The organism is Deinococcus aquatilis DSM 23025 (assembly GCF_000378445.1).
GTDB classification, from domain to species: Bacteria; Deinococcota; Deinococci; order Deinococcales; family Deinococcaceae; genus Deinococcus; species Deinococcus aquatilis.
On the sequence record NZ_KB899706.1, the window covers coordinates 95,756 to 115,782 of the forward strand.

Sequence of the window (20,027 nt, forward strand, 5' to 3'; positions counted from 1 at the left end):
GCCATGACTGCTGAATCTGTGGTGGCTGCCGCGCCCCACCCCGAACGATGGACGTTTGATGCCCCTGTTCAAGGCTATAAATGGGCCGCCAGAACGCCGACCACACGCGGAACGCTGCTGCTGGCGCACGGATTCGGAGAGTACGTGGGGCGCTACGTGGACCGCTATCACGCCCTGATTCCCACCTTGCAGGCGGCGGGGTTCGACGTGTACGGCTACGACCAGCGCGGGCACGGTGAGTCGGAGGGGAGGCGAGCCGTCATCAGCGCGAAGGTGCTGACCGAAGACCACCTGAAGGCGCGGGAAGCCCTGCGCGGGCTGCCGGGGCCGATGTTCGCCTTCGGACACTCGCTGGGCGGCCTGATTGCTGCCAGCAGCGTGGCCCGCGATCCACGGGGCCTCAGCGGCGTGATTCTGTCCAGCCCAGCCCTGCTGGTGGGCGAAAACGAACCCGCATGGATCAAGCGGTTGGCTCCTTTGATGGCCCGGATTGCGCCCGGACTTGCCACCACCGACCTCGGCACGGGCGGCCTGTCCCGGATTCAGGCCGAGGTGGATGCTTACGAGGCCGATGCCCTCATGTACCACGGCAAGGTGCCCGCCCTGACCGGAGCGTCCATGCTGCAACTCAGCGCCGACCTGTGGGCGCACACCTCCCGCTGGAGCCTGCCCACCCTGATCGTGCACGGCACACAGGACAAGATCACTGACATTCGCGGCAGCCGACGCCTGATGCAGGAAGCCCCAGCCGCCGACAAGCGCCTTGTAGAAATTGAAGGCGGCTACCACGAACTGCTGAACGACGAGTGCCGGGACGAGGTGCGCGGCCTGATCGTGGACTGGCTGCAGGAGCGCACAGCCTGACGGCCCCATCCCTTTAACAGGCAGGCTCAATTCAAGCAGATCAGTCGGTCAGGCCATCCCAGGTGGAGAGCCTGACCGACCTGTATCACGCCCCACTCACACCCCGCCCGTTATCTTCCGCCTACCGCAAAAAACGGTCTGTCCCCAAGTTTCCCCCTGTCTGTTCCGGAGGTTTTGCTATGCGTTCACGTCTGCCTGCTGTGCTGTCCCTGTCCGTCCTCCTCGCGGCCTGTTCTACGGCCCCTCAGCACACCCCGGAGGCCGTGAATACTCCTACCGGGGGTGTAGTTGCTGCGGCCCCTGATACCCGGCCCGCCACCCTGATCCTGGAAGACGGCACGCGCCAACAGGTGACCGGAATGGTCAGAGACGGCTACCTGCTGCTTGAAGATGACATCATTCTGGCCGACCTGAACGAACTGACGCCGCTGGGTACCTATGTGATCGATACCCGCCTGCGCTGGACGGCCCGCACCATTCCCTATACCTTTGCCAGCAACGTGCCGCAGGCCATTCGTGATCGGGTGGCTCAGGCCGCCGCTACCATCAGCAGTACCACCAACGCGGTCGTGAAGCCGCGCACCACCCAGAGCAACTACGTGCAGATCACCTACAACACGGGCACGAGCTGTGCCAGTGGTCTGGGTATGACGGGTGGGCGGCAGACCATCACGCTGGCCGACCGCTGCACCACGGGTTCCATCATTCACGAGTTCGGTCATACGCTGGGCCTGTTCCATGAGCAGACCCGCCCGGACCGCGACCAGTACGTGCAGATCCTGTGGAACAACATTCCTGCCGACTGGCAATCTCAGTACCAGATTCGCAGCGGCAGCAAAGGCTACGGCGCATACGATTTCGATTCGATCATGCACTACCCCGCCACCTTTGACGGCAAACTGGCAATCAAGCCGCTGAATGCCAGCATCGACATCAACCGGATGGGCCAGCGCAACGGCTACAGTCCCACCGACAAGGCCAATATCAACTTCATGTACCCCCGCTGAGCTTTAAAAGGGAGGGACCAACCGCACAGAGGCTGGTGCGGTTGGTCCTTTTTTATTGCTTCCCCAGCGCTCAATCTGCCCGGTCAAGCACCATTACTCTGCTCAGGCTTCAATCTGCCGCGCCCACCGTTTCTGGCTGAGCCTGCGCTACCGCTTCGTCTGGCCCGCCCAGAAGATCCGGGTGAATGCCGAAGTCCTGCGCGATCAGGCGGGCCGTCATCTTGGCGCTCATCATGACGCTGGGGGTGCCTGCGCCGGGTTGTGCGCCTGCTCCCACCAGATACAGGTTCCGCACGTCTTCACTGCGGTTGTGGGGCCGGAAATAGGCACTCTGAATCAGCGTCGGCTCTGGCCCGAAGGCATTGCCGAGGTAGGCGTCCAGCGTGCCTTCAAAATAATCGGGCGTGATATATTCGCTGTGCGTCAGGCGCTCTTTGAGGTTGGGAATATAGCCGCGTTCCTCCAGAAAGTCCAGCACGCGCCCGACCAGCTTCGGCCCCTCTATGTCCCAGTTCAGGCCGCTGGCGTTGTGCGGCACGGGCACCAGCGTATAGGCGGCGTGGTGGCCTTCCGGCGCTAGGCTGGGGTCGGTCAGGGTGGGAACGTGCAGGTACTGGCTGAAGTCCTTGCTCAGCACCTTTTCACCAAAGATCTCGGTGAGCAGTTCCTCGTAACGTGGCCCCAGAATGATGTTGTGGTGGCGCAGATCCAGCGGGCGGTCGTTGGGGCCGTCACGCCGGAAGCCGAAATAGATGACGAGCAGGCTCATGCTCTGGCGGGCAGCCCGCACGCGCACGTCACTGTTGACGAGGCGGGCCTGCGGCGGCACCAGTTTCAGGTACAGGTTGGCCCAGTCGCCGTTGCTGACTGTAATGTCGGCGTGCAGTTCCTCGCCGCCCGCCAGCGCCACCCCCCGCGCCACCCGCGTTCCGGTGGGACGTTTCACGGGTTTGCCCCGGCCATCCGTCACCAGTACCCGCTCCACTTCCGCGCCGTAGCGAATCTGGCCGCCCAATTCCTCGAACTTCTGCACGAAGGCCCGCACCAACGCGCCCGTGCCGCCCATCGCGTAGTGAATGCCCCATGTTTTTTCTACAAAATGAATCATGGCGTAGATGGCGGGCACGCTCAGCGGATTGCCGCCCACCAGCAGCGTCTCGAAGCTGAACACCTGTCGCAGCTTGGGCGACTGGAAATACTTGCTGGTAAAGCTGAACAGCGTGCGTACCGCGTCCAGACGCATCAGGTCGGGCACCACGCGCAGCATGGAAGGTACGTCGCCAAAATGGGTGTAGCCCAGTTCCAGAAAGCCGCGCTCGAAGATGGCCCCGGCGTCCTTGTGAAATCGCTCGTAACCAGCCAGATCATCCGGGGCCAGTTCCAGAATCTGGCGGCGGGTGGAATCGGGGTCGCCGTCGTAGTCGAAGTAGGTGCCGTCATCGAAGTAGATGCGGTAGAAGGGCAGAATCGGCACCAGTTTCACGTATTCGCGGGTACGCGGGCCGCCGCTTTCGCCCTCGCGCACGCGCTCTCCCTCCAGCACCTGCGCCGGATAATCGGGCGTGGTCAGGGCGGCCCGGTCACGCTCCAGCGCAAACAACTCTTCAATAAAGTGCGGCACCGTGATGACTGTCGGCCCCATGTCGAACACGTAGCCGTCTGCGGTGCGCTTCTGGTAGGCGCGGCCACCGGGGGCGTCCAGTTTTTCCAGAATGGTGGTATCGAAGCCGAGGCTTTGCAGCCGAATGCCGAGGCTCAGGCCGCCGATGCCGGAGCCGATGATCAGGGCGGTTTTGCGGGGGGCGGGGGCAACTGGGGAAGTGTGGGTCATGGGGGGAACCTCAGAAATTGTAGGTAGGTAGTGCAATTTGGGCGGCGTATAAACCCCTCCGTCCCTTCGGGCCACCTCCCCTCAGAGGGGAGGACAAAAGCTGTTTATTCCTCCCCTCTGAGGGGAGGCGTTGCGGAGCAACGGGGGGGTTTACACGAATGCCAGACCTCTAACCCCTCACGCCCGCGCCATAAAGCCGCGCAGTTCCCACCACGCCTGCGGCAGCATCAGCAGTTTGCGGGGGCCACTCACGTAGGCGCGGCGGCGGAAATTGTCGAAATCAGCGCGTTCCAGATCGTCCAGAATGCCTTCATAGGCGCGGGCGGCGGTCTGAACGGCGAGGCGGGCGCTGCCGTGCAGCAGAGGAATTCCGGTGCGGCCCTGCTTGTACCACTCGCGGGCGAGCTTTGAGAGGTGCCGCATCAGGGCGCGGTATTCGGGCGTGACGGTCCCCCGCTGTAGATCGGCCTGCGAGACCCCGTACTGGGCCATCAGATCGGCGGGCAGGTACACGCGCCCGCGTTCGAGGTCCTCGCCCACGTCGCGCAAAATGTTGGTCAGTTGCATGGCCTGCCCGAGCATCAGCGCGTGCTGCAAGGTGCGTTCGCCGCCGCTGTAGCCGCTGATGGGCGCGATCATAAAACCCACCACACCAGCCACTCGGCGGCAATACAGGGTCAGGTCGTCCATCGTGAGGTACTGGTGGCCGTTCAGGTCCATTCTCAGACCGTCGTGCAGTTCCCCGAAGGCCGACAGCGGAATCGGGTAGGTCTGGGCCGCCCAGGACAGGGCCTTGTCTATCGGGGGCGTGTGCGGGTCGGTGGGATCGAGGGGGCCAGCCAGGGCGGCCTGCATCCGCGCCCACCAGCCTTCCAACTGCGTCGCGGCGTCGTCTCCAGTCAATTCATCGACAATGTCGTCTCCGTCGCGGCAGGCAGCGTATACGGCCCACACGGCTGCCCGCTCCCGCGCCGGAAAAAAGCGGGACCCCAGATAGAAGGTTTTACTGTGCAGGCGCGTCACGTCCCGGCAGTGCGCCACGGCGTCGGCAAGGCACGTCTGGGCAGGGGGCAGGGGGGTGGCGTTGGTCGTCACAGGTCGAATTCCTCTCTTTGGGCGAGTCTAAGCGGCCTTCTCTCGCAAAACGTCACGCTTTCTTACAAACAGGGCCGTGGAGAATGGGGGTGACCGGAGCAGTTTTCCGTCTTAAAGCAGGGCAGATGTCTGTGTCGAGCTTACCGTTTGGTCAGGACTTGAAGGGTAATCCTTCATGCTCAGGATAGAAAGATGAAGCTCAGTTAAAGGTGGTCGGCGGGGCCGAATGTTCAGCTGGAGCTGGCCGCCCCGATTTTCTCATAGCGCTCGAACACCACTGCGCCGACCTGCACGAGGTCAGTGCGCTGGCAACCGGGCAACTGACGGGCCACCCACGCCGGATCATAGAAGGACAATCCGCCCAGGGCAGCCTGACTCAGCAGGGTTTGCAGCGGGCCAGCCGTGCGCGGAATGTACATCAACCAGAGCTGCCCACCGGGGCGGGTCAGGCGGGCGAGTTCCTGCAAAAACCGGGCGGGATCATTGGTTTCGTTCAGGGTCGCGCCTACTGTTATGCCATCAAAAGAGGCGTCAGGCAGGCCGCTGTTTTCCAGATTCAGCATGGCCCAGTCGATCTGGCCGCCCGCCTGCTCACTCGGTTCGCGCCGCCGCGCCTCGGCCAGCATGGGGGCGCTCAGGTCGGCGGCCAGTACCCGGCAGCCTGCCCGCGCCAGTACGCCTGCATAAAAGCCGGTGCTGGTGCCTGCATCTAGCCAACTTTGACCGGCGTAGGGTTGGCATAAAGTTCTGAACAACTGCGCTTCCCGCTCCAGCCCGAAGGCCTGCCCCCCCAACAGGGTGAGAGAACGCGCCCGCCACCACGCATAGCCCCGTGCCGTGACAGGCCAGAGATTGCTGCGCTGGGCGAGGCTCAGGGCGGGGTCTCTGTGTGCGGCAGAGTTCAGGGTTTCTTTGATGTGACGCGGCAGACTCATACCTTTCAGTATGCTGTTCCCGACAGGCCCGTATGCCCCGCTACCGTATGCACCGGTAAGGGGGGGCCGCATTCCCGGAGGAAGTATGGAAGAACGCAAGAGTATGGGGGGCGCAATCGTTGATGTGTTCGACGCTGCCGTAACCCTCGTGAAGTCGGAAATCAATGGCGTAGCCCGCCGGGTCGGGGACGTTGCCAAAGCCAAGGGCATCGGCGTGGTGTTGCTGCTGGCCTCCTCTGGCCCGCTCATTCTGGGACTGGTGTTCCTGATTCTGGCCGTCTACTTCGGCCTTGTGCGCCTTGGTCTCGGCTGGTGGTCGGCGGCCCTCCTGATCGCCCTGTTCAGCTTCGCCCTGACCGGCGCACTGGTCTTTCTGGGCATCAAGCGTCTGGGTGCAGAAGTCAAAACCGACGACACCACAACCCGCCGCAGCGGTCCCATGACCGAAGACGAGATGCTTGAAGCCCGTTATCAGGCCGAGCAGAAAGCCCTGAAAGACGGCCAGAAGCAGGCGCAGGGTGCAGGTGGCTACAAGGTGGCCGACACCGGTTCCAAGCCCGCGACCTCCACTCCCGGCGGTCAGAGCATCCACACCCCTTCCGCCGTGCAGACCCATAGCACCCCCAAAACCGAGGCGGGCCGAGGCAATACCACGGGCGGCATCGATATGACCCGCGACCCTGACCTGCACACTGCCGGAGAAACTCGCGTGGTGGCCGAAAGCGCAGGCCACGCCACCGTGCGCGTGGAGGGCGGAACCACCACCGTTCCCGTGTTCGAGAGCAAGTCGGACGGAGAGGCGCAGGTGTACGGCAGCGGCCTGAACAAAAAGATCGATGGCAGTGACAACCACGAGAGCAGCAGTGGACACGGCAACGCAGACCACAGCTCTCACGGGAGTCACGGACATGGCGGGCATGCCCATGATCCCAACCTGCAAAACCCGGTGGTTCTGAAGGACGCGCCCGGCATTACCGTCAGCACCAACCCCACCTTCCGCGACGACATGCAAGAAAAGGAGAACTGAGCATGGCCGACGACGCATCTTTGGACTTTCAGCCGCCTCTGAGTGAGCGGGACGAGAACCGCGCCCGCCTGAAGGCCAGTATCGACGCCCTGACCGAGCAGGTCAGCATTCAGGCCAACCTGCAAAAAGAACCGCTGAAGATGTTGGGCGGCGCTTCTGCGGTGGGCGCGGTCCTGGGCATGGTGGTGGGCCGCCAGTTCCGGCGCAGCAAGAAGATTTACGTGGATGCTGCCAGCCCTGCCAAGCACCAGAAGGCCCTGATGAAAGCCCAGAAGAATCACAAGGGCGGGGGCGGCATCGGCGGCGCTCTGGTGGCGACGCTGGGCACGCTGGCCGTCAAGACCCTGACCGACAAGGTCATCAATCCCCGTCTGGAAGAACTGGCAAACTCGATGTTGGACAAGGCTGGACAGCCCGTGAGCAAGCCAGTAACCAAACCGGGCGCACCCAAAACCGAGGCGGGCCATGCAGATGCTCCAGCCGACGCGCTGAAGGCCGCACTGGGCAAACTGGGTCTGGGCAAATCCGAGTCGGGTGCGCCTGCCGAACCCAAAGTCGCCCCTGCTGAACGCGCTACGCCCCTGCTCAGAACTCCTGCTCCGGCCAGCCGAACCAGCGCCGTGCCCACCAGCAGCGTGTCTCCGGTCAGCACAGGCGGGGTCGCCAGCTTCATCAAGACCCACCCCGGCCAAGTACCCGCGCCTGAAAGCAAGGTAGAAGCCAAAGCGCAGGGCAGCGTCATCACCGAAACGGAAAAGAGCAACCCGAATATTTAAATAAATCGAGGTTGATCTTTAAATCAACCAAGCCGAGTAAACACCGAAAAAGTGCGTCGTAGTGAGAATGGAGTTTAATCCTGCTGTTTGGGATGAAACGAAGTGTTAACTACGGCGTACTTGTTATTTTAAAAATCATCTTGGGGATACGGAGAGTTAAGATGCCAGAACCTGTTTACTTGATCTATACGTATCAAGGCCAAGCCTTTACGGAATACCATAGGCGGGGTGGCATGGGTGTGCCTAGCTATCTCGCTTATGGCCCTGAGTCAGCTTTTGTGACCATGTGCTATATGGCTGAGGATGGTTTAAAATCTGATAAAAAACCTATGAATAACGCTGATCCTCTTGATTATAATCCACTTGGCACAAACCCACCTGACTACAACCCATTCGGTAGGAAATATAATGACCCATCTGCCTACTATGGCGGCTTCCTAGTCAATTTTGATTTGAGGGTCATTCTACTTGCATGTGAAGATATGTACACTATGCAAAAGCTTGACGCTGATCATCCCTTTGGCAGTTTTTATTGGTATCCCAAGCATCGTACTGCTATGTCCAGAGTTATTGAGGAATTTTGGATTAACTGGAGAGTGATGTGGGTAAAAGAAAAAGAATTCTTGCAATATTCTACTGCTGGAATAGAGCTTGATCAAATAAGCACGGAAGATGATGTTTTGCCTCAGAATTCCCATTGGCAAGACAAATGTCTTCACATTTCTCAACAAGAGATAGAGAATTTCTATAGAAAAGAGTTTGATATTATAAGACAAGGGCATAAGGTTAACCTAGAACCCTTCGTTATTGATGCTGTATGGCAGGAAATTTTCGATGCCCATGCTGCTGCTATTGCCGAGAGACTGCGGCAAATCTAATGTCTCTGGCTCTATAGCTCAGAGATATGTAAAGAGCAGGCCCGGCGGATTTCTCCAGACCGGGCCTGCTCTAGTTTTCATTGGTCAGAACTCAGTTCTGCACCCTTGAACGTTTACTCGCTTTTCTGAGTATCGGTTTCGGGGGTGGCCGCTTCGGTGGTCGCGGCGGGCTGAACGTCGTCCTTCTTGTCGTTGCTCAGGCCGAACTGGGCAAACAAGTCGGCGTAAACGTCACCGAGCTTGGTGCTGATCTTGCCGCCCTGAGAGGCGTCCTTGGCATTGAAAGCGTAATCGCTGTCGCCACGACGGCCACCGCGTCCACCTGCGCCGCCGCCCTGACCACCACGGCTGGGAGCGCCGCCGGGGCCTGCGCCGAAGCGGTCGCTACGAGCGCCACCGCCCTGGCTGACGTAGTCGCGTGGGGGCGCACCGCCACCGAGGAAACGGCGACGGCTGAGGCTCGCACGCTGTTCTACGGGGTCGATGTTCAGGATCACGGCTTCAATCTCGTCGCCCTTCTTGAACAGGTCGGCGGGGTTGTTGACGCGGGCGGTATCGAGTTCGCTGATGTGGATCAGACCTTCGATGCCTTCCTCGATCTCCATGAACACGCCGAAATCGGTCATGCCGGTGATCTTGCCCTTCACCTGCGTGCCGGGTGGGTAGCGGTCGGGCAGGGCGCTCCAGGGATCATCCGTGGTCTGACGAATACCGAGGCTGATGCGGCGATCCTTGGGATCGATCCGCAAGATGACGGCTTCCACTTCGTCGCCTTCCTTCATGACCTCGTTGGGATGACGCACGCGCTTCGTCCAGCTCATTTCGCTGACGTGAACCAGACCCTCGAGGCCGGATTCCAGCTCGATGAATGCGCCGAAGTTGGTCAGGTTGGTGACCTTGCCCTTGACCTTCTGGCCGATGCTGTAGCGGTCTACGGCACCTTCCCAGGGGTCTTGCGTCAGGGCCTTCATGCTGAGGTTGATGCGCTCACGGCCCTCGTCCACGTCAATGACCTGAACCTGAACCTTGTCGCCGACCTTGACCACGTCACGGGGGTGGTTGAAACGCCCGTAGGTCAATTCGCTGCGGTGAACCAGACCATCGATGCCGCCGAGGTTAACGAACACGCCGAAATCGGTGATCTCGACGACTTCACCCTCAAACTGCGCTCCGGCTTCCAGTTGACCGACCGTGGCTTCACGGGCCTTGGCCTTCTGGGCTTCCATGATGGCGCGGTGGCTGATGATCACGCGGTTGCGCTTGCGGTTCAGCTCGATCAGCTTGACCATCAGGGGGTGGCCGACGAAGGGGTCAAGGTCGTTCACGCGGCGGGTGTCCACCTGCGAGGCGGGCAAGAAGGCGCGAATGCCTTCTACCTGCGCGACCAAGCCGCCGCGTACTTTTTCAAGCACATCGACTTCGAAGGCTTCGTTCTCTGCTTCCATCTTTTCCAGCACGCGCCAGCCCTTGTCCTGATCGGCACGCTTTTTGCTCAGCACGATCTGGCTGTTGGGCAGGTCTACGCGAACCACGTACGCTTCGATCTTGTCGCCGGACTTGTACAGTTCCTGCGCCTGCTCGAGCGTGACGGGTTCTTCGCCGATCTGGTTGAGGGGAATAACGCCCTCAACTTTCGCGCCGATGTCTACGGCAATGCCGTCCTGACCGATGAACACGATGGTGCCGTCCACGATGTCGCCACGCGAGACACTCTGGGGCTCCTGCGCCTCACTGGCGAGGATGTCTTCCATGGTCATGGCGGGGTATTCGCGTTCCTCGCTGGGGGCGGGTGCGGTGGGCGCTTCGGTGGCGGCAGCTTGGGTCACTTCGGGGGTGGCCGTATCCATCGCGTCGGTGCCCGTCGTGGGCTGAATCCCGTCCTGCTGGGCGGGGGTCTGGGTGTTGTCTTCCATGAACTCCTGTCCTCCTGAGCGTCGGCACTTGACATGCCGTCGCCACAATCCTGATACCTGCGCGTCGGCGCGGCAACACCTCAGTGTATCAGAGTGGGGGGGTGGGGGCAACCAAATTTCCGAGGTATCTATACGCACGGAGCCGCGTCTGAACGCAGTCCATTCAATGTTCAGCATCCTGATGTACAGAGACGGCACGGTCGCCTGATTCTTTTCTGATGCTCTGGGTGTTGACGCCCGCCGCTGCGCCCCGTATACTCCCTAACGCTCGTGTACGACGTCTGACGTTCTGTACGCAGCAAAGGTCGAGGTCTACGGGCCAAGACTGTTGGGCCGACGTTGGGGCGTCGTCTAACGGCAGGACTCCGGTCTCTGACACCGTCAATTATGGTTCGAATCCATACGCCCCAACCAACAAAAGAGCTTCTGCTTCGGCAGGAGCTTTTTTTATCTCCCTCCCTGGGCTGATTTATCCTGCGGTAGCTTGCTAAAGAAACGCAAACTGCTTTGGAAAGTAAACTGTGTCTCGCTGACCATCTCCAAACGTGACTGGTGGTACGCTCATGTCATGACCAGCGCTCAGAACTCTATTCAAGACCTTGATGTGGTGATTGTGGGGGGCGGCCCCGCCGGACTGACTGCCGCCATCTACACGGGCCGCGCCAACCTGTCCACCCTGATTCTGGAAAAGGGCCTGCCGGGGGGCCAGATCGCCCAGACCGAAGAGGTAGAAAATTACCCCGGTTTCCCCGACCCGATTCCCGGCATGGAACTGGCCGAGCGGATGGTCAAACAGGCCGAAAAGTTCGGCGCACGCATCGAAATGGATGAGGTCGAGGCCATCGAATCCACGCCCCAGCACCATCCGTATCTGTTTACGGTGCGCGGCTACGGTGGCACCTACCGCGCCAAAAGCGTGATTCTGAGCACCGGAGCCAACCCCAAGCGCCTGAACGTGCCCGGTGAGGAAGCCTACTGGGGCCGGGGCGTCAGCACCTGCGCGACCTGCGACGGCTTCTTTTACCGGGGCAAAAAGGTGGTCGTGGTGGGCGGCGGCGACGCAGCCGTCGAAGAGGGTCTGTTTCTGACCAAATTCGCCGATGAAGTCACCTTGATTCATCGCCGCGATACCCTGCGGGCCAACAAGGTGGCTCAGGCCCGCGCCCTCGCCAACCCCAAGATGAAATTTATCTGGGACACTGCTGTAGAGGAAATTCAGGGCGAAGGCAGCGTCAGCAACGTGCGCCTGAAGAATCTCAAGACCGGAGAAGTCAGCGACTTTGCCACCGACGGCGTGTTCATCTTCATCGGCCATATTCCCAACACCGATTTTGTGAAGGGCACCGTGAAACTGCGCGACGACGGCTACGTGGACGTGACCGACGAGATTTATACCAGCGTGCCGATGCTGTTCGCGGCGGGCGACGTGTCGGATCACGTCTACCGCCAGTTGGCGACCAGTGTGGGCGCAGGCACGCGGGCCGCCATGAGTGCCGAACGCGCCCTGGCCGCGCTGGAACTGGAAACGGTCACGGCTGCCGACTGAGCTTCCCGGCGCTTCATCTGTACCGCTCTGGGCTTCTGGCCGGGGCGGTATTGTTGTTCTGTAGGACGGTAAAACGCGATGAGGTCGGTATTGGGGACAGGCTGCCCCAGTTGCCGGAGGGGTCATCTGTGGTCTGGGGGTCTAAACCCTTCCACACCGTTACCCAGGCTCTGTGCGAAGAGGCGAGGTCGGGAATCTGCTTGGCTGAGGGAAACGCAGAAGGCCGCGTAACCGGGCCAGCCAGATAGCGTCGGCTCCTTGCAGATGCAGGAGAGTGCCGCACACGCCGCCGTGACTGCTGCCCAGATCGCATGTGTAGTCCGTTGACGATAGGCCCTGTACGGCACCCAGAAGGCGTTCGGTCGCCCAGCGGTGGTAGCCGATCAGTCTGGAGAGGCTGTCGATGTCCACGACGGTACTGCCGAGTTATGATCATCAGACCATGCTTTACCTCTCGCCCTCAGAGCGCCTGATTCGCAAAGTGCGCGGCTATACGGGCAAGGTGCGCCGCCTGAGCCGCAGCATGAGTACCCGTGCTGCCCATCCCGAAGACATCTGGGCCACCGAATACCTGACGCCCGAGGAGGCCCGCGTCTACCGGGCGATGGACGCCCGTGACCGGGATCATGCCTGCCGCGTCACCCGGCATCTGCTGCGGGATCACCCCAGCGCCGAACCCGAGTTGATCGCCGCCGCCCTGCTGCATGACTGCGGCAAAAGCTTGCGCCCCTATTACGTAGTCGAGCGCGTATTGGTGGGCCTGATTCCCAACCGCCTGGCCCGCCTCCTGCCGCCTGTGGGGGCCATCGGGATCCGGGCCAATCACCCGGAACTGGGCGCACAACTGCTGGCCCGCGCCGGAGCAAGGCCGCGTGTGGCCCGCCTCGTGGCCCGCCATCATCACTCGGTGGGTGATCCAGAAGCAGCCCTGCTGCACCACTACGACGATCTGGAGTAGGGGAGAATGAGGGATGCAAGCCCTGAATCACGCCATGCAGACCCTGACCGATGCACTCGGCTCAGCCCTGGAGCGGGGCCGGAGTACAGGTATTTTCGCCCTCTCGCACGGTGGCCCCGGCAGTGTGCCCGCGCTGGCCGATCTGGATATGCCCGAGCTGCATCTGGATTTGCTTCCCGGTACGCCCGCCGAGTCTGTGCTGATGGTGCTGGGATACACGCGGGACCCAGGCGGCACGTTTGTACATCCTGGTGGTTGGCGGGTGGTCGTGGCTGAACCGGGTCAGGCCTGGGCCACCGATCAGGCAGTGCTGCGCGACCTGTTGCTGGCCGTACCTGCCGCTGCCCAGCGTTACCGCGCCGCTTTTGTGCAGGCTGGACGCACCCATGCCGATGCCCTGTTGCTGCCTGCTGCCTACACACACCACGCTCACACGGTCGGGTTTGCCCCGGCCCTGTTCGCTGCCCAGACGTTGGCCCCGCTGGGCTTGCCCTGGATGCTGGCAGGTGGCTGGGCGCTGGATGCCTGGCACGGCGCGGTCACCCGCCCACATGAAGACGTGGACGTGATTGTGCCCCGGCAGCAGCAGGACGCGGTAAGGGAGGCTCTGACGGCAGCCGGATGGCGACTGGATGCCTGCCGGGAAGGGGCCTATCATGCCTGGACGGCCCCGATAGAAGCGCCTGATCATCAGGCCCACGCCCGCCATCCGGGGTTGCCCCACGCCCAACTGCTGGATGTGCTGCTCACTGATTTTGGCGACCAGACGTGGATCTACCGCCGTGACCCCCGCGTCACCCTGCCGCTGGCACAGGCCCGCCTGATCGGCGCACATGGCCTGCCCCATCTGGCCCCTGAAGCCGTACTGCTCTTTAAAAGTCGCACCGCAGGCCACGATCCCAGGGGCAAAGACCAGCGCGATTTTGCCCAGACCCTGCCCACACTGAATCCGCAGGCCCGCGAATGGCTGGCCGGTACTCTCCGCCTTACCTCGCCGGGGCATGTCTGGCTGGCGGCGCTGGAAGGTTCGCTGCCCTGAGTTGCACGAAAAAACAGCCCTGAGGTCGCCCCAGAGCTGTCGAAGTCTTAGCGGTAAACCTTACTCGTGGTCGTGCATTCCGGCGCTGTGGGCGTGGCCGTGTTCCAGTTCTTCGGTGGTGGCGTCACGCACGCTCAACACGGTGACTTCAAAGTTCAGGACTTCTCCGGCCAGTGGCGGATTGAAATCCACTTTCACCGTGTCACCGTCCAGGCTCAGCACCGTAAAGGGCAGCACGCTTCCGTCTTCGGCCTGTGCGTAGTAGGTCATGCCCACTTCGATATCGTCCTCAAAGTCGGCGCGGTCAAGTTCGTCCATGTTGTCTTCATCGCGTGGGCCGTAGCCGTCTTCGGGTTGCACGGTCACTTGCAGCGTTTCGCCTGCCGAGCGGCCCTCGATGGCCTGCTCCAGGCCGGGAATGATGTTGCTGTGGCCGTGCAGGTAGGTCAAGGGTTCGCCGGGTTCGCTCTGATCCACGGTTTCGCCGTTCACGGTCAGTTTGTAATCGAGTTCTACGACTTTATCGGCTGCGATCTTCATGGTCATGGTGTCTCCTGTTGCCGCTGTTTCCGGCTCGCCCACTTCTGCGGCGTCGATGGTCAGAACATCTGCTTCTTCGTCATGGTCGTGCATTCCCGCGCTGTGCGCGTGGCCGTGTTCCAGTTCTTCGGGCGTGGCGTCGCGCACGCTCAGCACAGTGACCTCAAAGTTCAGCACTTCTCCGGCCAGCGGTGGATTGAAATCCACTTTTACCGTGTCGCCGTCAATGCCCAGCACCGTAAAGGGCACGACCCCACCGTCTTCATCCTGCGCGTAGTAGGTCGAGCCGACCTCAATATCGTCGTCGAAGGCTTCGCGGCCCAACTCGTCTATGTTCTCTTCGTCGCGCACGCCGTAGCCGTCTTCGGGCTGCACCGTCACCGAAAAGTTGTCGGTCACGCTCCTGCCTTCCAGCGCCCGCTCCAGGCCGGGAATGATGCCGCCGTGCCCGTGCAGATAGATCAAGGGGTCGCCGGGTTCGCTCTGGTCGATGGTTTCGCCGTTCACCACGAGCTTGTAATCGAGTTCCACCACTTTGTCCTGAGTAATCTTCATGCGCTCTCCGTTCCCCCGCTGCCTTGCTGCGGGCATTGCCCAAAAGTGTACCCTCTCGTCTGTCCGACTTGGGTTCGTGTGGCCGAACCGTGAGAAATTGCCGTTCAACATCCTCAAGAATCCTGCCCGCTATCCTGCCCGCATGAGTGCCGCCAATTCGCCCGACTTTCCCATGTTCGTCAGTGTGGCCGAAGCCCGCCAGATGCTGGCCGCCCTCCTTCCGGCCCTCGAAACCGAGTGGGTCGGCGTGGGACAGGGCTACGGGCGCACGCTGGCCCAGCCGCTGGCTGCCCTGGTCAGTCATCCCAGTGCCACCGAGAGTGCACTGGACGGCATTGCCTGCCGCGCTGCCGATACGTTGGGCGCTTCTGCGTCAGCTCCGGCCCACTTACAACTCACCGGGGAAAGCCGCGCCGGGGTGCCGTTTGCCGGAGAGGTCGGCCCCGGCCAGTGCATCCGCATTTATACGGGTGCGCCCATGCCCGCCGGAGCCGACGCGATTGCGCCTGTGGAACAGCTGATAGATGACGGCCCCGACGCTGTGCTGGTGCAGCGTCCCGCCAGCCCCGCCGACGTGCGCCCGGAGGGAGGAGATTTCCGCGCCGGGGAGGAGGTCATGCCTGCCGGACTGCGGCTGACCGCGCCCCGTCTGGCTCTGGCCGCCGCGCTGGGCCATGCCCGCCTTCCAGTGCGGCGCAGGTTGCGTGTGGCGCTGCTGTCTACTGGAGATGAGGTCATCGAACCCGGCCAGCCGCTGCTTCCGGGGCAGGTCTACGACAGCAACCGCATCGGCCTGAGCGCCATGTTGGAAGAATGTGGCTGCGAAGTGCTGCCCCTCGGCCACGCCGCCGACAGTCCGGGGGCACTTCAGGCGGCCATCGACAGCATCGGCGGCGCAGACCTGCTGCTGACCAGCGGCGGCGTCAGCATGGGCAAATACGACTTTATGCGCGACCTCCTGATCGTGCAGGGCCGCGTGTCGTTCTGGAAGGTGCGAATGCGGCCCGGTGGCCCCGCGCTGCTGGGCGGCTGGAATGGCCTGCCGGTCTTTGGCCTGCCGGGAAATCCAGTCAGCAGCCTGGTGGTCTTTCATGTGATCGTGCGCCCCGCCCTCACCGGACAGCCTGTACAGACGCTGCGGTTGCGGGCGGGCACTGCCTTTCGCGGCCTGCCCGACAAAGTGGCGTTCTGGCGGGCCAACATCGTGGGCGGCGAGGTTCACGATTACGGCAAACAGGGCAGCGGCGTGCTGAGATCGCTCAGTGAAGCCGGGGCGCTGGTGGTCGTGCCGGAAGGCGGCAGCGTGGCGGCGGGGGATGAGGTGGACGTGGTACTGCTGTAAGAACTGCGGGCTAGCCAGCTTTTTTGCCGTTTCTGGCACGTCCTGCCCGCCAGACCAGCCACATCAGCAGGGGTTGCAGCGGCAGCCGGAGCCACAGCGCCCACTCGGGCAGGGGCCGGAACCGTTCGGCGTTCACGGCCATATTCAGATTGGCCGGAAACACCGCCAGCAGCAGCGCCAACAGCCCCCAGCGGGCGGCGGGCCGGGTGGCCGGATGCAGCAGTCCCAGCCCACCCGCAATTTCTGCGGCTCCACTGAGCAGCGTAGCGGTTCGTGCAGGCATCGGCACCCAGCGCGGCACGATGGCGTCAAAGGGTTGGGGCCGCACAAAATGCATCACGCCCGCGAAGGTGAATAGGGCCGCGAGAAGCAGCAGATCAGGCGTCAGCCTGCGCTCTGGGAGAGGTTTTGAAGTCACACCAAATTGCGAAGATTCGTGAGAATCATCCGAGCAGACTTGCAAAGCTACGCAGTAGAGCGAGTAACAAAAAGTACGGGCTGGCGGCGATGGACGAACATCTGGTGCTTTCCCGGATGTTCGGGAATCAGAGCAAGTCCGTATCACAGGCGCGGCAGGGTCACACCTGTCTGGCCCTGATATTTGCCTTTGCGGTCGCCATAAGTGACTTCGGGGCGCTCTCCTTCAAAGAAGAGAAGCTGCACACAGCCTTCATTGGCGTACATCTTGGCCGGAAGGGGCGTGGTATTGCTGAATTCCAGCGTCACATGGCCTTCCCAGCCGGGCTCCAGGGGCGTCACGTTGGCGACTATGCCGCAGCGTGCATAGGTTGATTTTCCCAGAGCCACAACCATCACGTTATCTGGAATTTTGATGTATTCAAGCGACCTTGCCAGCACAAAGCTGTTGGGTGGAATAATAATTTCATCGGACACTATATCGACGAACGATTTATCATCAAAATTCTTGGGGTCTACCAGGGCGCTGTGAACGTTGGTAAACACCTTCCATTCGTCGGCGCAGCGCAGGTCGTAACCAAAGCTGCTCAGACCGTAGCTGATGACCTGTGCGTTGTCTGAAGTGCGGATCAGACGGTCTTCAAAGGGGGTAATCATGCCCTCCAGGGCCAGTTGGCGGATGCGCCAGTCGGGAAGAATGCTCATAGGCTGCATGGTAGCGGCTGACGGGCCGGGTGCGTGCGGGCTACGCTGTGCGGGTGCGTGTAGCAGTGATTTCGGATGTGCATGGCAATGCGTTCGCGCTGGACGCCGTGTTGAGGCAGCTTCGGCAGGCCAGCCCTGACCTGATCCTGAATCTGGGCGATCAGGTGGAAGGCGTGGCCGACCCGGCGCGGGCAGCACAGACCCAGGCTGAGCTGGCCCAGGCTGGGGCGCTGGAAGTGCGCGGCAACAACGAAGAGAAACTCTGGCCGGATGGCCGCCGCTCGGCCCTATCGCGCAGCTTTGGCGAGTGGCTGAGCGGGAAAGTTGACGCCCCCGCGCTGGCACGTCTGGCCGCCCTGCCCCTCACGGTTTCCGCGTTGGACGGAGAACTGCTGGCCTGTCACGGCACGCTGGAGAGCGCCTGGCACAGCCTCCTGTGGGTCTGGCAGCACGAGGGCGAGGGCCAGAACAGGGGGCAGGGCTTTTACCGCTCCCGCGATCCGCGTGAGGTGCGGGCGCACTTGGAGCCGTTCGGCGCGGGCGTGGTGGTGTGCGGCCATACCCACCGCCCCGGCGCGACCCGTGTGGGAGATACCCTGCTGGTGAATGCCGGAGCGGTCAGCGATCAGGTAGACGGCGACCCACGCGCCCGCTGGACATTGCTGGAACGGCGAGCGGGCGCATGGTCGGTGGATTTCCGCGCCGTGCCCTATGACGTGGAGGCCGCCGTGCGCTGGGCCGAAACCCATTCCCCGTTCGGGGCCTTCGTGAGTGGAATGCTCCGCAACGCCACCTTCGACGGGCGCGGAGTGGGGGAGGGGCGTTGACGGGCGCAGCACACGCGCTAGGCTGATTCCAATGAAACAGTTGCCTATGAACTCCTGCCGATCTCTGGTGTTCTTGCTGTGTGCGGGGCTGGCTTCCGGTGCGGCGGCCCAGAACGAGGACCCCAGAGCCTGCGGAGGCGCGGTGGGCGCTCCGGCGTGGGCAGCAGCGCCCATCAAGGCCGGAACGGTCTACCGGGGTACGGTGGGCAACCTGCCCGTCGTGCTGCAACTGGGGGAGGGTGCAGACGGAATCGGCGGCGCGGCGCGGTACTACTACGAGCGCAAGGGCGTCAATATCGAATTGACCCCGTTTCGCAGCGGCCAGAACCTGATTTTGCAGGAAGAAGTCTGGAGTGGCCCGATGGATGGGCGGGTGGTCACGGGCTGCCTGACCCTCAGCCGCAACGCCGCTGGACTGACCGGCACCTGGGCCAAACCCACGGGTCTGGGCAAGCTGCCTGTGCGCCTCTCTCCTCTGAATGTGCTGGGCACGGCTTTGCAGCTTCCCTCTTCTCCCGGCCTCTTGAAACTGAAGGTGAACGATCCGCTGGCTTTCCTGAAGCTGAACCATGTCTGGCTGACCCAGGCGGGCGGAAAAAGCGTGCGCGAGCCGCTGTCGGGTGTCGTGTATCCGCGTGTGGCCGGGGCCAGTGCTGGCCTGAAGGCCGCCCTGCAGGACCGCCAACTGGGGCACGCCGTCAGTGCGCTGGATTGCCAGTCGATGTTGGGCAGCAGCGATATGGATGAGGGCTACGAACTGAATGCAGCCATCACTTACCTGTCGGCTAAGTTGGTCAGCCTGCGTGAGGATGCTGGGTACTACTGCGGGGGCGCACACCCCGACAACTACACCGAGGGCGTGATGCTTGACCGTGCCACAGGCCGCTCTGTGCCCCTCACCGCCATCTGGCCCAGACTGACGCCCGCTCGCCAGAGTGCGCTGTACCTGTCTCACCTGCCCGCAGATCTGGACAGCGAATGTCTGGATGTACTGCGTGATATGGGCAGCGAATTTACCTTCTACCTGACCCCAGCGGGACTGAACCTGACGCCCACCGGCCTGCCGCATGTGGTGGGCGCGTGCGCCGAGACCGCTGTGCTGCCGTTTGCCAGCCTCAAGGCGGATGCCAACGCGCAGGGCGCTTATTACCGCGAGTTCTATCGTTAGGGACCGCGTTATCCGGGAAGAGAGGAGAATTGTGTGTGGAGGGGATTGTGAGGCTGGTTCCACGGTTTACCCCCACCCCCCAGCCCCCGGCCCCAAAGGGGTCAGGGGAGTGAAGCGCTGCGCTCGGCAGGAGTGATCTTGTCGCGTTCTAGCTCGGCTACATTGCACATTTAGAAGCGGAATTGCCCGTCGTCTTGACGTTGGAATTGGCCCGCCCACTTCGTGGACGACGGCCTCACACGGATTCGGGCGGGGACGATCTGGGGTGGCGGTATCGGGGTCTTTGCTTCTCACCTTGAGGGGGGGCATTGAGTCAGCAACGCGGGCAAGGGAAGACTCGCTGTTCCATGTACGCAAGTCGTTTTCGTTCCGTATCCAGGCAACCTCAGTACCCGACACTTTCTGAATTGAGCGTCTGGCTGGATTTCAAAAGCCCAATGAGTTGCAGGGCTTCCGCCTCCCCACGCTCGTGGATGCAGACGAACGTCCGCACGAGGGTCCGGAGGCCCAGCGTCACCACACTCCAGGCTCGCCGACCGTGCGCCTTCACAGTGCAGGTTTGGAGAACCCCCACCAGCACGCACCAGACGTACGCCAGGGTCAA

At 62.1% G+C, this 20,027-nt stretch carries 18 protein-coding genes, 1 tRNA gene and 2 pseudogenes; 12 read left to right on the forward strand and 9 right to left on the reverse strand.

From position 1 onward, the window contains the following. Nucleotides 1-3: 3 nt before the first annotated feature. Together F561_RS0108895 and F561_RS0108900 are read left to right on the forward strand one after the other, a co-directional pair. On the forward strand, nucleotides 4-864 hold the full coding sequence (locus F561_RS0108895) for an alpha/beta hydrolase (protein ID WP_019009608.1): 861 nt from the start codon (nucleotides 4-6) through the stop codon (nucleotides 862-864). A gap of 179 nt (nucleotides 865-1,043) precedes the next feature. Next, entirely contained in the window at nucleotides 1,044-1,871 is an 828-nt protein-coding gene (locus F561_RS0108900; RefSeq protein WP_245556476.1) for a M12 family metallopeptidase, read from the forward strand. A 109-nt stretch (nucleotides 1,872-1,980) separates the two neighbouring features. On the opposite strand, the gene crtI is transcribed toward F561_RS0108900, so the two are convergent. The 3 genes from crtI to F561_RS0108915 all read right to left on the reverse strand — a co-directional run bounded on the left by crtI (nucleotide 1,981) and on the right by F561_RS0108915 (nucleotide 5,732). Beyond that, on the reverse strand, nucleotides 1,981-3,702 hold the full coding sequence (gene crtI / locus F561_RS0108905; RefSeq protein ID WP_019009610.1) for a phytoene desaturase family protein: 1,722 nt from the start codon (nucleotides 3,700-3,702) through the stop codon (nucleotides 1,981-1,983). 177 nt (nucleotides 3,703-3,879) lie between these two features. Further along, on the reverse strand, nucleotides 3,880-4,797 hold the full coding sequence (locus tag F561_RS0108910) for a phytoene/squalene synthase family protein (protein ID WP_019009611.1): 918 nt from the start codon (nucleotides 4,795-4,797) through the stop codon (nucleotides 3,880-3,882). Nucleotides 4,798-5,027: 230 nt separating this feature from the next. Beyond that, the gene (locus F561_RS0108915) at nucleotides 5,028-5,732 is read right to left on the reverse strand and encodes a class I SAM-dependent methyltransferase (RefSeq protein ID WP_019009612.1); all 705 of its coding nucleotides are present in this window, start codon (nucleotides 5,730-5,732) and stop codon (nucleotides 5,028-5,030) included. Nucleotides 5,733-5,817: 85 nt separating this feature from the next. Here F561_RS0108915 and F561_RS0108920 point away from each other — a divergent pair, with 85 nt between their 5' ends. From F561_RS0108920 to F561_RS28780, 3 genes are all read left to right on the forward strand, one after another. Next, complete coding sequence (locus F561_RS0108920) at nucleotides 5,818-6,759, forward strand: phage holin family protein (RefSeq protein ID WP_019009613.1); 942 nt, start codon at nucleotides 5,818-5,820, stop codon at nucleotides 6,757-6,759. Nucleotides 6,760-6,761: 2 nt separating this feature from the next. After that, a complete protein-coding gene (locus tag F561_RS0108925; RefSeq protein WP_019009614.1) occupies nucleotides 6,762-7,535 on the forward strand; it encodes a hypothetical protein in 774 nt (257 codons plus the stop codon). A gap of 161 nt (nucleotides 7,536-7,696) precedes the next feature. After that, the gene (locus tag F561_RS28780; RefSeq protein WP_157451685.1) at nucleotides 7,697-8,413 is read left to right on the forward strand and encodes a hypothetical protein; all 717 of its coding nucleotides are present in this window, start codon (nucleotides 7,697-7,699) and stop codon (nucleotides 8,411-8,413) included. Between the two features lie 113 nt (nucleotides 8,414-8,526). On the opposite strand, the gene F561_RS0108935 is transcribed toward F561_RS28780, so the two are convergent. Then, nucleotides 8,527-10,326 (reverse strand): 30S ribosomal protein S1, encoded by a 1,800-nt coding sequence (locus F561_RS0108935; protein WP_019009616.1) that lies wholly within the window; start codon nucleotides 10,324-10,326, stop codon nucleotides 8,527-8,529. A gap of 340 nt (nucleotides 10,327-10,666) precedes the next feature. Between F561_RS0108935 and F561_RS0108940 the strand changes: the two genes are divergently transcribed. The 4 genes from F561_RS0108940 (at nucleotide 10,667) to F561_RS0108955 (ending at nucleotide 13,869) form a co-directional block, all read left to right on the forward strand. Beyond that, nucleotides 10,667-10,740, forward strand: a tRNA-Gln gene (locus tag F561_RS0108940). A gap of 154 nt (nucleotides 10,741-10,894) precedes the next feature. Beyond that, entirely contained in the window at nucleotides 10,895-11,872 is a 978-nt protein-coding gene (gene trxB, locus F561_RS0108945) for a thioredoxin-disulfide reductase (protein WP_019009617.1), read from the forward strand. A gap of 403 nt (nucleotides 11,873-12,275) precedes the next feature. Continuing rightward, entirely contained in the window at nucleotides 12,276-12,830 is a 555-nt protein-coding gene (locus tag F561_RS0108950; RefSeq protein ID WP_019009618.1) for an HDIG domain-containing metalloprotein, read from the forward strand. Between the two features lie 13 nt (nucleotides 12,831-12,843). Continuing rightward, complete coding sequence (locus F561_RS0108955; RefSeq protein ID WP_019009619.1) at nucleotides 12,844-13,869, forward strand: nucleotidyltransferase domain-containing protein; 1,026 nt, start codon at nucleotides 12,844-12,846, stop codon at nucleotides 13,867-13,869. Nucleotides 13,870-13,929: 60 nt separating this feature from the next. On the opposite strand, the gene F561_RS25160 is transcribed toward F561_RS0108955, so the two are convergent. Both F561_RS25160 and F561_RS30425 read right to left on the reverse strand, forming a co-directional pair. Then, the gene (locus F561_RS25160; protein ID WP_040380261.1) at nucleotides 13,930-14,409 is read right to left on the reverse strand and encodes an FKBP-type peptidyl-prolyl cis-trans isomerase; all 480 of its coding nucleotides are present in this window, start codon (nucleotides 14,407-14,409) and stop codon (nucleotides 13,930-13,932) included. Nucleotides 14,410-14,757: 348 nt separating this feature from the next. Then, nucleotides 14,758-15,075 (reverse strand): annotated as a pseudogene (locus F561_RS30425) (FKBP-type peptidyl-prolyl cis-trans isomerase); the annotation flags it as partial. 31 nt (nucleotides 15,076-15,106) lie between these two features. Between F561_RS30425 and F561_RS0108965 the strand changes: the two are divergent. Then, nucleotides 15,107-16,306, forward strand: a complete 1,200-nt coding sequence (locus F561_RS0108965) for a molybdopterin molybdotransferase MoeA (protein ID WP_026298738.1) — start codon at nucleotides 15,107-15,109, stop codon at nucleotides 16,304-16,306. Between the two features lie 10 nt (nucleotides 16,307-16,316). Here the strand turns inward: F561_RS0108965 and F561_RS0108970 are convergent, their stop codons facing one another. Together F561_RS0108970 and dcd are read right to left on the reverse strand one after the other, a co-directional pair. Then, nucleotides 16,317-16,724, reverse strand: a complete 408-nt coding sequence (locus tag F561_RS0108970; protein ID WP_019009622.1) for a DoxX family protein — start codon at nucleotides 16,722-16,724, stop codon at nucleotides 16,317-16,319. Between the two features lie 143 nt (nucleotides 16,725-16,867). Further along, complete coding sequence (dcd, locus tag F561_RS0108975; RefSeq protein WP_019009623.1) at nucleotides 16,868-17,428, reverse strand: dCTP deaminase; 561 nt, start codon at nucleotides 17,426-17,428, stop codon at nucleotides 16,868-16,870. A gap of 53 nt (nucleotides 17,429-17,481) precedes the next feature. On the opposite strand from dcd, the gene F561_RS0108980 reads away from it, so the two are divergent. Next, nucleotides 17,482-18,255: a metallophosphoesterase family protein gene (locus F561_RS0108980; RefSeq protein WP_040380269.1), complete on the forward strand. Its 774-nt coding sequence runs from the start codon at nucleotides 17,482-17,484 to the stop codon at nucleotides 18,253-18,255. Between the two features lie 31 nt (nucleotides 18,256-18,286). Then, on the forward strand, nucleotides 18,287-19,423 hold the full coding sequence (locus F561_RS0108985) for a hypothetical protein (RefSeq protein ID WP_019009625.1): 1,137 nt from the start codon (nucleotides 18,287-18,289) through the stop codon (nucleotides 19,421-19,423). Nucleotides 19,424-19,808: 385 nt separating this feature from the next. Here F561_RS0108985 and F561_RS29485 read toward each other — a convergent pair. Continuing rightward, nucleotides 19,809-20,027, reverse strand: a pseudogene (locus F561_RS29485) (IS4 family transposase); the annotation flags it as partial.

Excerpts from the sequence above, each read along its gene's own strand:
- F561_RS0108950 (WP_019009618.1), top strand. The coding sequence starts at position 12,276 with ATGTCCACGACGGTACTGCCGAGTTATGATCATCAGACCATGCTTTAC.
- crtI (WP_019009610.1), bottom strand. The coding sequence starts at position 3,702 with ATGACCCACACTTCCCCAGTTGCCCCCGCCCCCCGCAAAACCGCCCTG.
- F561_RS0108985 (WP_019009625.1), top strand. The coding sequence starts at position 18,287 with ATGAAACAGTTGCCTATGAACTCCTGCCGATCTCTGGTGTTCTTGCTG.
- F561_RS28780 (WP_157451685.1), top strand. The coding sequence starts at position 7,697 with ATGCCAGAACCTGTTTACTTGATCTATACGTATCAAGGCCAAGCCTTT.
- F561_RS0108955 (WP_019009619.1), top strand. The coding sequence starts at position 12,844 with ATGCAAGCCCTGAATCACGCCATGCAGACCCTGACCGATGCACTCGGC.
- F561_RS0108895 (WP_019009608.1), top strand. The coding sequence starts at position 4 with ATGACTGCTGAATCTGTGGTGGCTGCCGCGCCCCACCCCGAACGATGG.
- F561_RS0108935 (WP_019009616.1), bottom strand. The coding sequence starts at position 10,326 with ATGGAAGACAACACCCAGACCCCCGCCCAGCAGGACGGGATTCAGCCC.
- F561_RS0108915 (WP_019009612.1), bottom strand. The coding sequence starts at position 5,732 with ATGAGTCTGCCGCGTCACATCAAAGAAACCCTGAACTCTGCCGCACAC.
- F561_RS0108925 (WP_019009614.1), top strand. The coding sequence starts at position 6,762 with ATGGCCGACGACGCATCTTTGGACTTTCAGCCGCCTCTGAGTGAGCGG.
- F561_RS0108900 (WP_245556476.1), top strand. The coding sequence starts at position 1,044 with ATGCGTTCACGTCTGCCTGCTGTGCTGTCCCTGTCCGTCCTCCTCGCG.
- F561_RS0108965 (WP_026298738.1), top strand. The coding sequence starts at position 15,107 with ATGAGTGCCGCCAATTCGCCCGACTTTCCCATGTTCGTCAGTGTGGCC.
- trxB (WP_019009617.1), top strand. The coding sequence starts at position 10,895 with ATGACCAGCGCTCAGAACTCTATTCAAGACCTTGATGTGGTGATTGTG.
- F561_RS0108920 (WP_019009613.1), top strand. The coding sequence starts at position 5,818 with ATGGAAGAACGCAAGAGTATGGGGGGCGCAATCGTTGATGTGTTCGAC.
- dcd (WP_019009623.1), bottom strand. The coding sequence starts at position 17,428 with ATGAGCATTCTTCCCGACTGGCGCATCCGCCAACTGGCCCTGGAGGGC.
- F561_RS25160 (WP_040380261.1), bottom strand. The coding sequence starts at position 14,409 with ATGAAGATCGCAGCCGATAAAGTCGTAGAACTCGATTACAAACTGACC.